Here is a 13,129-nt window from a genome sequence, read left to right as displayed (position 1 = left end):
CTTATCTGCTTAACAAATTCCTCGTTTCTTTAGCTGCATTCTGCATCGCTGCTGCTGAAGTCATTTTGCCAGTAATGGCAGCACTGAGATAACGCTGAAGAATATCTGAGGCTTGAGCATATTGGGAAATGGGGGGACGTAGGGATGAATTTTGAATTACATCTAAGAGTTGAGGATAATAATTGTATTTGGCGACAATTGCAGGGTCATTAAATAACGCCACCCGACTGGGAAGAAAACCTGTTTCTAACACAAATTCTCGTTGAGATTCTTCGCTGCTGAGAAATTCTAATACCTGCCAAGCTGCCTCAAAATGTTTAGTCGTACTAGAGATTCCTAACCCCCAACCGCCAAGAGTAGCACCACTATTTTTGCCGACAGCATGAACCATTGGCTTGATCTCATACTTGCCAGCGATCGCCGAATCTTCTGCCAAACTATATACGAAGGGCCAATTTCTTAAAAAAGCAACTTTGCCATTTTGAAACAAAAGACGGGTTTCATCTTCAGCATAGGTTGTGACTCCAGGAGGAGAAATTTTTTTGGCGATCGTTGTACATAAAAATTCTACTGAGGCGATCGCTTCTGGTCGATCTAAACCCACTTCTAAGGTGTCTGGGTTAACCCAATAAGCACCATGTCCCTCTAAGATTTCCACAAACATGGCTGCCAAACTTTCAGATTGTTTACCCTGCCAGGCATAGCCCCAATCTATTAATCCCTGCTGTTGGAGATCCTGAGAGATAGTCAGTAATTGTGCAAAAGTTTCTGGAGGTTGATATCCTGCTTGCTCAAGCAAATCCTGACGATAATAAAGCATTCCCGCATCAGAACGAAAGGGTAGACGGTAAAACTTATCTTGATACATACCTCCTGCAATATCCTCTGCTAGATACTGTTGCGCTGCTTCTGGGGTAAGGCGATCGCTAATACCTCTCAACCATCCTGCTGCAGCAAATTTGGGAGTCCAAACAATATCCATGTAAACCAGATCATAAGGAGAGTTTCCCAGTAAAAAAGAAGATGTATACAAGTCTTCCACCTGGTTACTGTCACTGGGGGCTTCAATAATCTTAAACTTGATATCAGAATGCTGTTGATTAAATTTGGCGACCAATGGCTGTAGCTTTAGCGCTTCATCAGCCCGAACCAAAGTTGTAATAGCGATCGGCTGCTGTGTCCACACAGGAAGTATTGCTAGCCCGATAACTAAACCGAAAGTCAGCAATCCAATTAACCAACGGTTGATGCTAGAGGATTTAAAGGGATAGTAATTAAATTTGAAGTTTTTTTGAAAAATAGACATTACATTATTTATATTTGTTCATATTTTTGAGCTTTAATTTGCGCTGCTCAAGATATTTCCCAGAACCAAAGACTTATGCCTACTTTATAACGAAGCCTCCATATCTCAAAAAATGAGCGACAAAAAAGTATTTATAAATATCCAAAATATTGCTGGCGATCGCTATATCTCCGTGTTTACACGAATGTATTTATAGTTGGGAAACGATAATATTTCTTCAACCAAAAAAATCTAATCTAACTAATAGTTCATAAATACTAAAAAAACTCCTACAAATAATTCCTCTTGCTCTGCTACCCTGCTTTCACCAAAAAAGTGGGGTTTTTTATGGTCAAATATAAACTTGCTGTCGATCTACCTAAAATTAATCATCAGTAAGACAATTAATGATGTTCACTTTGATAGTTAACATTACCTGTAAAAATGGGCTATACTTTACCATTGATAAAGTTAACAGTGACATATCGTCCTTGTGGCGTAAAATTTACTGTGTAAAACCAAAGATACAGTTGAGGAGGAGATTATTCCTGAGCAGCTAAACCTGACTGTGAGCTTAAGAGGCACTCGTGAAGTCAGGGAAGATCACCAAATATTTCGTCTTACTGGATTACTAGATGCCTTTTCTGAACCAGCATTTCGTAAAGTCATTGGTAATTGTATAGACGAAGGGCCAAACAACATCGTTTTGGTTCTATCACAAATCGATTTTATTGATAGTTCTGGTTTAGGCGCTTTAGTGCAGCTCGTCAAAAAGGCGCAAACTGCTGGTGGAAGCTTGCAGGTTGTCACCAACCCACGAGTTACACAAACCGTAAAACTAGTTCGTTTAGAGAAATTTCTCTCTCTTCAGCCTTCTGTAGAGATCGCACTGGAAAATATCAAAAAATAACGTCCCTGATTGGATGTAGATTTACTAGAGGCAAATAGACAAATAATAAAATAATAGTAATAATGCGCCAACAGACACGGTTCAAACTTGGGCTAATTCAGGGAAAATGGCAGATCTTAGCGTAGCCGATCGCTTAATTGAAATTGAAAGGCTATCGCCGATCGCTTTGGCATATATTGGAGATGCTGTATTTGAACTATACGTTCGGACAAGATTTCTCATGCCTCCCAAACGTATGGCTAGTTATCATAGTCAGGTTGTTACCCAAGTGAGAGCCGAAAGTCAGGCGGTTCATTTGGCATCGTTGTTACCAGATTTAACCGATACAGAGAAAGAAATTTTACGTCGTGGACGCAATGCTTGTGTTACCAAGCCACGCCGTCTATCTCGTCAGACATATCAACAGGCGACAGGCTTAGAAGCATTGATTGGCTATCTCCACTTAACTAATAGCCAGCGGTTACAAGAATTGTTAGCCAAATTAGATTTTGATTCAGTTAGTAATTAAGCCACTTATTCTCTAAGATTAATTGGGGTTGTTCATCATCTTTGGTCATCAATCATCGATTAATTGTTTGTTTGATTCATTCTTGGAGATTATCGATACTGTGAAACCTAAAATTTCTGTTAAGAAAGGAAAAACCAGTAAACCGACATCAGCTTCTACTTCTGATCCAGCATCACAATCGACAATAGAAATCGATTTAACCTATGGTCGTCATGCTGTTTTAGCCGCCTTAAAAGGCGATCGCCAAATCAATCGGATCTGGCTCACGGATAAGTTACTCGCTCATGGACAGTTTTATCCTTTAGTTAAAGCAGCCAAAGCCAACGGTACCATTGTTGATGAGGTTAGTTCTCTGCGCCTGTCTCAGTTGACTCAAGGGGGAAATCATCAGGGTATTGCTGCTCAAGTTGCACCCTATGAATATTGGGACTTATCCGAGTTAATTAATCGGGCAAAACAAACTCCCGATCCTGTAATTGTGATTGCTGACGGTATTGAAGATCCCCACAATCTAGGGGCAATTATTCGTACCGCTGAGGCTTTAGGTGTTCAAGGGATAGTAATTCCTCAGCGTCGAGCAGTCGGTGTTACTTCCACAGTTATGAAAGTAGCAGCAGGAGCTTTGGAAAATATGGCGATCGCTAGGGTAGTAAATTTGAATCAGGCGATCGCTAAATTAAAAGAAGCTGGGTTCTGGATCTACGGTACTACTGCTGATACAGATCAAATGCTCCACAAAACCAACTTTAGTGGTGCTGTAGGCTTAGTTGTCGGCTCAGAAGGTAGCGGTTTGAGCGAGTTAACCGAAAAAAATTGCGATCAGTTGGTGACGATTCCTCTAGTGGGTAAAACCCCTAGTCTTAATGCTTCGGTGGCAGCAGCGATCGCTCTTTATGAAGTATTTCGGCAGCGACAATAATAGGTAATAGGTAATGGGTAATGGGTTTATTTTTCTTTCGCTTTTAGCTTATTAATGATCGAAGTAAGAATTTTAATTATTCTCTCAGTTTCTTCTAGGAGTAAAGTAAACTTTTTTGACGGAACAATATCAGATTTAACCATTATTTTGATCCAATATCTAGTTTCTGATGCCTCTTTTAAAGCAATTGAGTATTTATTAATAAAATCTTTATTTGATTGAGCATAAACTGCCTCAGAAACATTTGCTCCAATACTTGTACCACTTCTTAAAAACTGCTTGGACAAAATTACTGCTGAATCAGTAAAATGCTTTTTACTATTGATTTCACCATAAGCTTTAATAACTCTAATAGCAAAATCTTCTGAACGTTCTTGAATAGGAATTTCATCATAATTCATACATTTAAAATTGATAAGTGATTAATATTCAATTTTAACTTGTAATAAGTGATGTTCTAAGCGTTACCCATTACCCATTACCCATTACCCATTACCCATCATCCCTGTGTTATGATTGTGCGAAATTAGGCGTTCATTATCGATGCTAGCTGCTTCTAATGCCCCACAAATTAGCGCTATTACGACTAACAATTTACTCGTAGTTTTTGCCGAGTTTCTCGATATTGATGTGAGTGCGGGGGATGCTTCTGATGATACCCTCAAAACCTATACCAGACAGCTATATCAGTTTTTGCAATGGTGCGATCGCCGTCAGCTAAATCCTGTCATCGTCGTCAAAGATGATATCAAAAAGTATCGTCATTGGATGATTAAACAGCAACAATACAAGCCAGCTACCATTGCCCTCAAGCTAGCAGTAGTCCGTCGTTTTTACCAGGCTGCGGTAGAAAAGGGTCTAATTGCTATGAATCCCGCAGCAGGAGTTAAGCCACCGCGAGAGAAGTACGATCCTGCGGAAAAGATCACCTATTTGGAGGCAGAAGAGGTAGAAGTTTTATTCGGGACAGTACCTCACGATGGTTCGCTTAAATCTGCTAGGGATCGGCTAATGTTAGGGATCATGGCATTGGAAGGAACACGCACCGTTGAACTGCACCGTGCCGATATTGCCAGCGTTGTCAGACAGGGAAAGAACCTCGGTGTGCGAGTTGAAGGTAAAAGAAGTATTCGGGTTGTTCCCCTCACTCCCGATCTAGCTCATCTGCTGGTGGAATATCTCCATCAAAGGGAAACTAGCGGAGAAGTATTGCAACCGACAAAACCCTTATTTATCTCTACGGGTAATAATTCGCGGGGTCAGCGAATTTCTCGGCGGGGGATTAGAACTATTGTCGATACCTACCTTAAGCTAGCCGACTTAAAACATACTCCTGGTCGGACTATTTCCGCTCATAGTTTAAGACATACGGCGGGAACGTTAGCCTTGCGTTCGGGTGCAGATTTACGTCAGGTACAAGACTTATTAGGGCATAGCGACCCTCGTACCACCAGTATTTATACTCACGTTGGCGATCGCTGGGAAAATAATCCAGCACTCAAGCTCAAGATTGATATTCCTTCGATTTAAAACTGTTACCTTAAAAAGCTGTTAGCTGTTAGCTGTTAGCTTTTAGCTTCCATTCGATTACTTAAATAAAAGGCTAAGAGTTAAGAGCTTGGGCGAAGCCCTTTACTAATTCAATCTAGCCTTCAGATAGTAAGAGCGATGCCTCTGTTCGATCAATTACTTAGTCTTAACCTCTTAACCTAAGCGATCCGTAAAAAAATTAACAGTATATCAGGATCGAACTAAGGGAAGATGAATGATCGACAGAATTTTTTAATAATAGTTAAATAGTATTTAAGTAATCGTGTATTATTCTCCAATCCCCGAAATAGATGTTAATCAGTTGGCAACCTTGTTGGCTTCTAGTAACTCATTGCAGCTAATTGATGTGAGAGAAAGAAGCGAAGTAGATCTTGCCCATATTCCAGGTTTCGCCGTTTATTCTCTAAGTGAGTTTGAACAGTGGTCAGAGCAGATTTTGCTTGATTTGCAACCAGAAATAGAAACGATTGTTATTTGTCATCATGGAATGCGATCGGCTCAACTCTGCCAATGGCTTGCGATGAGAGGATTTAGCGAGGTTAAAAATGTGACGGGAGGAATTGATGCTTATTCATGTTTGGTCGATTCCAGCATCAGACGTTATTAATGAACTGTAATTAATATCTGGAACAGGCTATACTTTAGCCAAAATTTTAAAGTTATTTTAAATAATTATTAACTCAAATAAATATATTTAATGGTTAATCAATCAGAACTGACTGCTAGACATCAAGATATATTAAAAGCCACTATTAAACACTATATTGCCACTGCTGAACCCGTAGCCTCTAAAACTTTGGCACAGCAGTACGATTTTAATGTTAGTTCCGCCACTATCCGCAATGTCATGGGACGTTTAGAATCCGCAGGATTACTTTATCAACCTCATACATCTGCGGGTAGAGTTCCTTCTGATTCAGGTTATCGTACTTATGTCGATCATTTAATTGTTCCTAACGATAATATTGACCAAGCGATTCAAAAAATAGTCCAGCAAGAGTTACAAATTGCCAGAGCTAATTTTGAAGGATTACTACAGCGTGCAGCCAAAATTCTGGCTACTCTGAGTGGCTATATTGCCCTCGTGACTTTCCCGCAAAAACTTAATTGCACTCTGCGTCATTTGCAACTGGTGCGAGTTGCTGCTAATCAGGTGATGTTGATTGTGGTGACCGATTCTTATCAAACACAATCGATCTTAATGGAGTCGCCCCTCTCAGAAGCAGAAATAGACGAATCGAATATTAATCATGAACTACAGCTTTTATCCAATTTTCTAGATCGTGAGTTGAGAGGTTGCTGCTTATCAGATATTACGACAATTAAATGGACTCAAATAGACAATGAGTTTGCTCAATATAGTGACTTTTTAAAACTCCTCTTAGATCAGTTAAAACTGGCTCTACAAAGCAATAGCCCTAGTCCGATGGTAATTCATGGCGTAGCCGAACTTTTACGCCAGCCTGAATTTTCGCAATTACAACAGGTACAAACACTTTTATCTTTGCTAGAAGAACAGCAAGAACAGTTATCCCCGATCATTTTTAGCTTCCCTGAATTAGAATCCCTTAAACGGGTAAGCATTAAAATTGGGATGGAAAATAGCCTAGAACCGATGCAAACCTGTACCTTAGTTTCTGCCAATTACTACCAAGATCGTGTTCCCGTCGGTAGAGTGGGTATTTTGGGGCCAAAAAGAATGCTCTATGAAAATGCGATCGCTTTAGTGAAAAATACTGCTGATTATCTTTCTAATCCCTTTCAGGCTTTTGCCTAGCAGTAAATAGAGTCTAATTAATTTATCTTAAATTATCTTAATTTATCTTTTTGCAAAAAAGGCGATCGCCTATATTTTGCGGAAAGTCCAATGTAGAATTATCTGTGGAACTCAACAAAGAAGATGTGGCAATAGCAAGATCTTTAATTCTTGCTTAGTTTCGATCAACTGTTTTTCACAATCATCATGAAAGATCTACTTAATATACTCGTCGTCTCAACTCCCGTGGGTTCAATCGGTTCTGGTAAGGCGGGAGGTGTTGAGCTAACGATCAAAAATATTGTCAATAACTTATCCGCTAGGGGTCATGGAATTGATGTGGTGGCTCCAGCGGGTTCTAAGATTATCTGCCGCGATCTTCACTTAATCGAAGGAAACTTTTCTGCCCTAGCCCAAGATGATACGGAGCAAGATACCGTTGTAATTCCTGACAATTCGGTATTAGAAAACATGTGGGACTACGCCTATGCCGTGCAACATAATTACGATCTGCTGGTTAATTTTGCCTATGACTGGCTGCCTCTTTACCTAACCCCTTTCTTTGAACGCCCTATTGCTCATTGGATCAGTATGAGTTGTATTTCTCCCGTGATGAATCGCATGGTTAGTCAGACAACGGCAATGTTTCCCCAAACCTTAGCAGTGAATACCCGCGTGTCAGCTAATACTTTTCAAGCCAAGGAAGAGTTGCTCGTTATGGGAAAAGGGATCAATCTGCAACAGTACACTTTTGTTGAAAAACCTAAGACCCAAAATTTAGCCTGGGCTGGTCGCATTTCTCCAGAGAAAGGTCTAGCTGATGCCATTGAAGCAGCTATGCTAGCTGAACAAAAACTTGAGATATTTGGCGTGATTCAGAATCATGATTATTGGCAAGCTATTCAAAATAAATATCCTTCATCGGCTTATAATTACCATGGATTTTTGGCAACTGCGGATTTTCAAGCAAGGCTAGGTAACTGTGCTGGGTTATTAATGACTTCTCATTGGATTGAAGCCTTTGGCAATGTCGTAATTGAGGCTTTAGCTTGTGGAGTACCCGTTGTCGCCTATGATCAGGGAGGGCCAGGGGAAATCATTGACGATGGAGTTACAGGGTGGTTAGTTGAGCCTAAATCGATCGCAGCCCTGGCTGAAGGTTTGCAAAAAATTGAGCAAATCGATCGCTATAGCTGTCGCTTGTCGGTGGAACGAAAATTTTCCCTGAGTGCCTTTGCCGATCGCATTGAGTTTTGGTTTCAAGATGTTTCCCAATCAAAGTTAGCGAATAAAAAATAGATTTATGTTTGAAGGTATCCCTACTGTTGCGACTTTGATCTTAATTGCCTTAAGCTTCAATTTAATCTTGATGGTGAATTTAATTAAGGCACAAAAAAAACTGATTACTCAACAGGATGATTTTCAAGCTGAGGTGAAAAAATCTTTTCAGGCATCTACTCAACTGTTTAATGCTGAACTGAAAAGAGTGAATGAAGTTAGTGTGGCACAAATTGAGTCCCTCTTTTCGATCTTCGCCACCTTGAAACCCCAGTTTCCCCTACCCACCACCAGGGGGTGGGCTGCCTCGCCAGATCTGTTAAAAGAGATTATTTCCTTAACCCATAGCCAAAAACCGCAATTGGTGGTGGAAGCTTCTAGTGGTGTTTCTACCCTAATCATTGCTTATTGTTTGCAGCGACTTGGTACGGGCAAATTGATTTCTTTGGAGCATGAGGAAAAATTTGCTCAGACTACTCAAAATAATTTGTCCCTCCATGGTTTGAATGATGTTGCCACCGTTATTTATGCTCCCCTAGTGGAAGTAGAAATTAATGGCGCTAAATGGCTTTGGTACGATCTGACTAAGGTAGAAATCCCTGGGGCGATCGATCTGTTGATTGTGGATGGCCCCCCAGGAACGACTCAGAAACTGGCTCGATACCCAGCACTACCGATGCTACACGAGAAACTGAGTAAGAATGCAATGGTTCTATTGGATGATGGAGCTAGAGCTGATGAAGCAAAAATTGTTGAGCAATGGATGGAAGAGTTAAAAATGTCTCATGCTGAGTATCTGCCTTTAGAAAAAGGTGCCTACTTAATTCAGATGTGAAGTCTGATATTCGTTAGACTTGGTAGACTTGGTAGGTTGGGTAGAACGATAGTGAAACCCAACAAAATCTTTTAATCGTTGGGTTTCGTGCCTCAACCCAACCTACTAGCGCCTAGCGCGTCCACTCTAACTTGTTGGGTTAAAATAATTAAAATTGGTAGTCGGTAGTGCGAGGCACACCCCACGCTACTTAAATGAACCCAATATTTTAGCCTAGACGCGCTACTACTAAAGCATCTAGACTATTGAAAATTGGTATGAAGTCTAATATCCGTTAGCTAGCATTCAAGTGAAACCTAGAAGTATTTGAGTCGAAAATAACCAAAAAAAAAGGCGAGCTTGACTCACCTTAAATCTAGTAATGTATTTCGTAAAAGCTTAACTAGTTGAATTTAATTAACTTAACCAGCTAAACTAACGGGATTCTTACAACTACTGTTTAATATTTATAAGCATCGGTTTTGAAAGGCCCGTTCACAGGGACATTGATATACTTAGCTTGTTTTTCAGTCAACTGAGTAATCACACCATCAAAACCAGCAACCATATAGCGGGCTACTTCTTCGTCTAGGTGCTTAGGTAGTACTTCGACAGTGATAGCATTAGCTTTTTCTGCGGCTGACTTGTCGGCAAACTTGCGTTCATATAAGAACATTTGCGCTAATACTTGGTTGGCAAAAGAGCCATCCATAATTCTAGAAGGATGTCCAGTAGCGTTACCCAAGTTGACTAAACGTCCTTCAGATAAGAGCAGCAAGAAATCTTGAGGATCGTCACTACGGTATACCTGATGTACTTGAGGCTTAACCTCTTCCCAACGCCATTCTCTGCGCATGAAGGCAGTATCAATTTCGTTATCGAAGTGACCGATATTGCAAACTACTGCGCCTTTTTTGAGGCTAGATAGCATATTGGCATCACAAACGTTGAAATTACCAGTGGCAGTAACAACCATGTCTAAAGTACCCAAAAGGTCTTTGTTGATGCTGTTAGGAGTACCATCGTTGACACCATTGATATATGGAGATACCACTTCAAAACCGTCCATACAAGCCTGCATTGCGCAGATTGGATCGACTTCAGCAACTTTGACAATCATGCCTTCTTGCTTTAGGGAAGCAACAGAACCCTTACCGACATCACCGTAACCAATGACTAACGCTTTTTTACCAGCCATCAAGTGATCGACACCACGTTTAATAGCGTCATTTAAACTATGACGACAACCATATTTGTTATCATTCTTAGCCTTGGTAACCGCATCATTTACGTTAATCGCAGGGATTTTTAACTCGCCATTTTCGATCATTTCCCAGAGACGGTGAACTCCAGTGGTGGTTTCTTCAGTAACACCATGAATTTTATCCAGCATTTGAGGATATTTCTGATGAATATGACCAGTTAAGTCACCACCATCATCCAAAATCATGTTGGCATCCCACAGTTCGCCATTTTGGCTGTAGCAGGTTTGCTCAATACACCAAATATATTCTTCTTCAGTTTCGCCTTTCCAAGCATAGACGGGAATGCCCGCAGCAGCGATCGCAGCAGCAGCATGATCTTGAGTCGAAAAGATATTACAAGAAGACCAGCGTACTTCAGCGCCTAGTTCAATTAGGGTTTCGATCAAAACTGCCGTTTGGATCGTCATGTGAATACAGCCGATGATCTTAGCACCTTGTAAAGGCTTCGCTTGGCTGTACTTGGCTCTAATTGCCATCAATGCAGGCATTTCGCCCTCAGCAATTGAGATTTCTTTGCGTCCCCAAGCTGCTAAAGAAATATCAGCTACCTTATAGTCTTGTTTACTTGTTTCTTTGGTGATAACTTGCGTATTCATAAAATCCTTTAGTTAGCTAAATTACTATGGTCAAAGGGTTTGTACGAGCAATTTCGTCTAAGCTTAACTTAGCAACTCGTCAACTTAAATAGTTATAAACGAACGCTTGCACAGTGGCTATGTCTTGACTTACTCAGATAGCATTTTTGTTGAATCGTGCAGGACTTTACTTTTTCTCTGCTACGAATAACGGTAAACATAGACATGACTACGTCGCCCTAACAATCAATCAAAATGTCTAAATTGCAAACACGATATTGTTTTGCGCCCCATATTTTCTTCAGTAATATAACACAATTATTAAAATAGATTAAGCTGATTCGGAGTATTTACTAACAAATGCTGCAATATTTACCTAATCTTGATTTAACTGATTACTGATTTAGGGAATATTGGACAATTACTAAGAAAATCGAAAATCTGCTCTAAATTGCGAAACTACCTTTAAATGGCAGTTACCTAAATATCGCTACAATAAAGTACTGTCCACAGACAAACATTAGTTTCAGACAAGAGGTATTTTGTGAGTGTTAGAGTCAGGATTGCTCCTTCACCAACAGGTAATTTACATATTGGCACGGCAAGAACAGCAGTGTTTAACTGGCTATATGCCCACCATCATCAAGGAACTTTTGTTCTAAGAATTGAAGATACGGACGCAGCGCGATCGCGTCTTGAATATACGGAAAATATTAAGTCAGGATTAGAGTGGCTTGGTTTAAATTGGGATGAAGGCCCCTTTTTTCAGACTCAACGTTTAGACAAATACCAGCAAGCCGTACAAACTCTACTCGATAAAGGTTTAGCTTATCCTTGCTATTGCACTCCTAAAGAATTGGAGGAGATGCGGGAAACTCAAAAGGCAATGGGTAAAGCCCCTGGTTATGATAATCGTCATCGTCATCTTAGTACTGAGGAAAAACAGGCATTTGAGGCGCAAGGACGCAAGCCAGTAATTCGGTTTAAAATTGATAGCGATCGCACTATTATCTGGCAAGATGCTATTAGGGATTCTGTCAGTTGGCAGGGTAGCGATTTGGGTGGTGACATGGTAATCGCCCGTGCAGCAGAGAATGATGAGCCTTATGGACAGGCACTATATAACCTGGCGGTGGTAGTTGATGATATTGATATGCAGATCACCCACGTGATTCGAGGAGAAGATCATATTGCTAATACTGCTAAACAGATTCTGCTTTATGAAGCCTTGGGTGCAGAAATTCCCATTTTTGCTCATAGTCCTTTAATTTTGAATCAAGATGGGCGCAAGTTATCCAAGCGAGATGGCGTTACCTCCATTGATGATTTTCGTAAAATGGGTTTTCTCCCTGAAGCCTTAGTTAACTACATGACCTTACTAGGCTGGACTTTTCCCGATTCAACCAAAGAGATTTTTACTTTAGAGGAAGCAGCAGCAGAATTTGATTTGGATCGGGTGAATAAAGCTGGGGCAAAATTTGACTGGGATAAGTTAGATTGGCTTAATAGTCAGTATCTCCATGCAATGCCTACCGATCGACTAACCGATCTTTTGATTCCCTATTGGCAAGAAGCTGGTTATGACATTGATAGTAAAGATCGCTCCTGGTTGGAAGATTTGACTGCGTTGACTGCGCCGACTCTCAACCGTTTGACGGACGTAATTAAAGAAACCAGCGTATTTTTTACCGACGGAGTGCAATACAGCGATGAAGCAATGGATTTACTGCAGCAAGAAGGCGTAGCTGAGGTAGTTGGTGAAATAGTGGCAGGGGTTAATAGCACTGATACGGTTACGGCAGAAGATGCCCAAACCTTGATTAAACAGGTGACTAAAAGCCAGAAAGTCAAAAAAGGTTTAGTAATGCGATCGCTGCGGGCGAGTTTAACAGGAGAATTACATGGCCCCGATCTGACTCAAACCTGGTTACTACTCAATCAATTGGGTGCAGATAAAACTCGTTTAGAACAGACTCTGGCTAAAATCTCTGCTTAAATTAGCAGAAAAAAACTTAATTAAAATCGAGCGATCGCTAATTACGGCGATCGCTTTTATAGCCTTTTTTCGTCGTCATGGAATCATACTAAATCCGATTCTCAAAAATAACTTTGTGGTAAGCAGTTTAATTTCCCTGAAACTCTATTACCCATTACCCATTACCCATTACCCATTACCTTTGTTAAATGTTGTATACCAACAGAATTTAGTATTAAGCCCCTTCCTGATATGATAGACTGGCATTCACTTCATGCGGGTACAGTCAGGGT

The 13,129-nt window shown here is 40.5% G+C and carries 11 protein-coding genes and 1 pseudogene; 9 read left to right on the top strand and 3 right to left on the bottom strand.

Features of this window, described 5'->3' with window-relative positions; all coding sequences use genetic code 11:
• Nucleotide 1 precedes the first annotated feature (1 nt).
• The gene (locus KME09_18620; GenBank protein ID MBW4535954.1) at nt 2–1,306 is read right to left on the bottom strand and encodes an ABC transporter substrate-binding protein; all 1,305 of its coding nucleotides are present in this window, start codon (nt 1,304–1,306) and stop codon (nt 2–4) included.
• A 547-nt stretch (nt 1,307–1,853) separates the two neighbouring features.
• Here KME09_18620 and KME09_18615 point away from each other — a divergent pair.
• From KME09_18615 to rlmB, 3 genes and pseudogenes are all read left to right on the top strand, one after another.
• The gene (locus KME09_18615; GenBank protein ID MBW4535953.1) at nt 1,854–2,195 is read left to right on the top strand and encodes an STAS domain-containing protein; all 342 of its coding nucleotides are present in this window, start codon (nt 1,854–1,856) and stop codon (nt 2,193–2,195) included.
• A 106-nt stretch (nt 2,196–2,301) separates the two neighbouring features.
• On the top strand, nt 2,302–2,703 hold the full coding sequence (locus KME09_18610; protein MBW4535952.1) for a ribonuclease III: 402 nt from the start codon (nt 2,302–2,304) through the stop codon (nt 2,701–2,703).
• 187 nt (nt 2,704–2,890) lie between these two features.
• Nucleotides 2,891–3,622, top strand: a pseudogene (gene rlmB, locus KME09_18605) (23S rRNA (guanosine(2251)-2'-O)-methyltransferase RlmB).
• 26 nt (nt 3,623–3,648) lie between these two features.
• Here the strand turns inward: rlmB and KME09_18600 are convergent.
• Nucleotides 3,649–4,023 carry a four helix bundle protein gene (locus KME09_18600; protein ID MBW4535951.1) on the bottom strand — a complete coding sequence of 125 codons (375 nt, stop codon included), beginning with the start codon at nt 4,021–4,023 and terminating at the stop codon, nt 3,649–3,651.
• 142 nt (nt 4,024–4,165) lie between these two features.
• Here KME09_18600 and KME09_18595 point away from each other — a divergent pair, with 142 nt between their 5' ends.
• From KME09_18595 to KME09_18575, 5 genes are all read left to right on the top strand, one after another.
• A complete protein-coding gene (locus KME09_18595; GenBank protein MBW4535950.1) occupies nt 4,166–5,152 on the top strand; it encodes a tyrosine-type recombinase/integrase in 987 nt (328 codons plus the stop codon).
• Nucleotides 5,153–5,432: 280 nt separating this feature from the next.
• Nucleotides 5,433–5,780 (top strand): rhodanese-related sulfurtransferase, encoded by a 348-nt coding sequence (locus KME09_18590; GenBank protein ID MBW4535949.1) that lies wholly within the window; start codon nt 5,433–5,435, stop codon nt 5,778–5,780.
• Between the two features lie 90 nt (nt 5,781–5,870).
• Nucleotides 5,871–6,950, top strand: coding sequence for a heat-inducible transcriptional repressor HrcA (gene hrcA / locus KME09_18585; protein MBW4535948.1), 1,080 nt, complete (start codon nt 5,871–5,873; stop codon nt 6,948–6,950).
• Between the two features lie 186 nt (nt 6,951–7,136).
• Nucleotides 7,137–8,228, top strand: coding sequence for a glycosyltransferase family 4 protein (locus KME09_18580; protein ID MBW4535947.1), 1,092 nt, complete (start codon nt 7,137–7,139; stop codon nt 8,226–8,228).
• Nucleotides 8,229–8,232: 4 nt separating this feature from the next.
• A complete protein-coding gene (locus tag KME09_18575; protein ID MBW4535946.1) occupies nt 8,233–9,042 on the top strand; it encodes a class I SAM-dependent methyltransferase in 810 nt (269 codons plus the stop codon).
• A 439-nt stretch (nt 9,043–9,481) separates the two neighbouring features.
• Here KME09_18575 and ahcY read toward each other — a convergent pair whose 3' ends face one another.
• Nucleotides 9,482–10,882: an adenosylhomocysteinase gene (ahcY, locus tag KME09_18570; protein ID MBW4535945.1), complete on the bottom strand. Its 1,401-nt coding sequence runs from the start codon at nt 10,880–10,882 to the stop codon at nt 9,482–9,484.
• A gap of 523 nt (nt 10,883–11,405) precedes the next feature.
• Here ahcY and KME09_18565 point away from each other — a divergent pair.
• Complete coding sequence (locus KME09_18565) at nt 11,406–12,857, top strand: glutamate--tRNA ligase (protein ID MBW4535944.1); 1,452 nt, start codon at nt 11,406–11,408, stop codon at nt 12,855–12,857.
• The last annotated feature ends 272 nt before the right edge of the window (nt 12,858–13,129 follow it).

Source organism: Pleurocapsa minor HA4230-MV1, from assembly GCA_019359095.1.
In the GTDB taxonomy this organism is placed as follows: domain Bacteria; phylum Cyanobacteriota; class Cyanobacteriia; order Cyanobacteriales; family Xenococcaceae; genus Waterburya; species Waterburya minor.
This window is presented reverse-complemented; position numbering and strand designations above follow the sequence as displayed.

Coding starts and splice junctions, on each gene's coding strand:
- KME09_18620 (MBW4535954.1), bottom strand. CDS start 1,306: ATGTCTATTTTTCAAAAAAACTTCAAATTTAATTACTATCCCTTTAAA.
- KME09_18610 (MBW4535952.1), top strand. CDS start 2,302: ATGGCAGATCTTAGCGTAGCCGATCGCTTAATTGAAATTGAAAGGCTA.
- KME09_18600 (MBW4535951.1), bottom strand. CDS start 4,023: ATGAATTATGATGAAATTCCTATTCAAGAACGTTCAGAAGATTTTGCT.
- KME09_18595 (MBW4535950.1), top strand. CDS start 4,166: ATGCTAGCTGCTTCTAATGCCCCACAAATTAGCGCTATTACGACTAAC.
- hrcA (MBW4535948.1), top strand. CDS start 5,871: ATGGTTAATCAATCAGAACTGACTGCTAGACATCAAGATATATTAAAA.
- KME09_18580 (MBW4535947.1), top strand. CDS start 7,137: ATGAAAGATCTACTTAATATACTCGTCGTCTCAACTCCCGTGGGTTCA.
- KME09_18575 (MBW4535946.1), top strand. CDS start 8,233: ATGTTTGAAGGTATCCCTACTGTTGCGACTTTGATCTTAATTGCCTTA.
- ahcY (MBW4535945.1), bottom strand. CDS start 10,882: ATGAATACGCAAGTTATCACCAAAGAAACAAGTAAACAAGACTATAAG.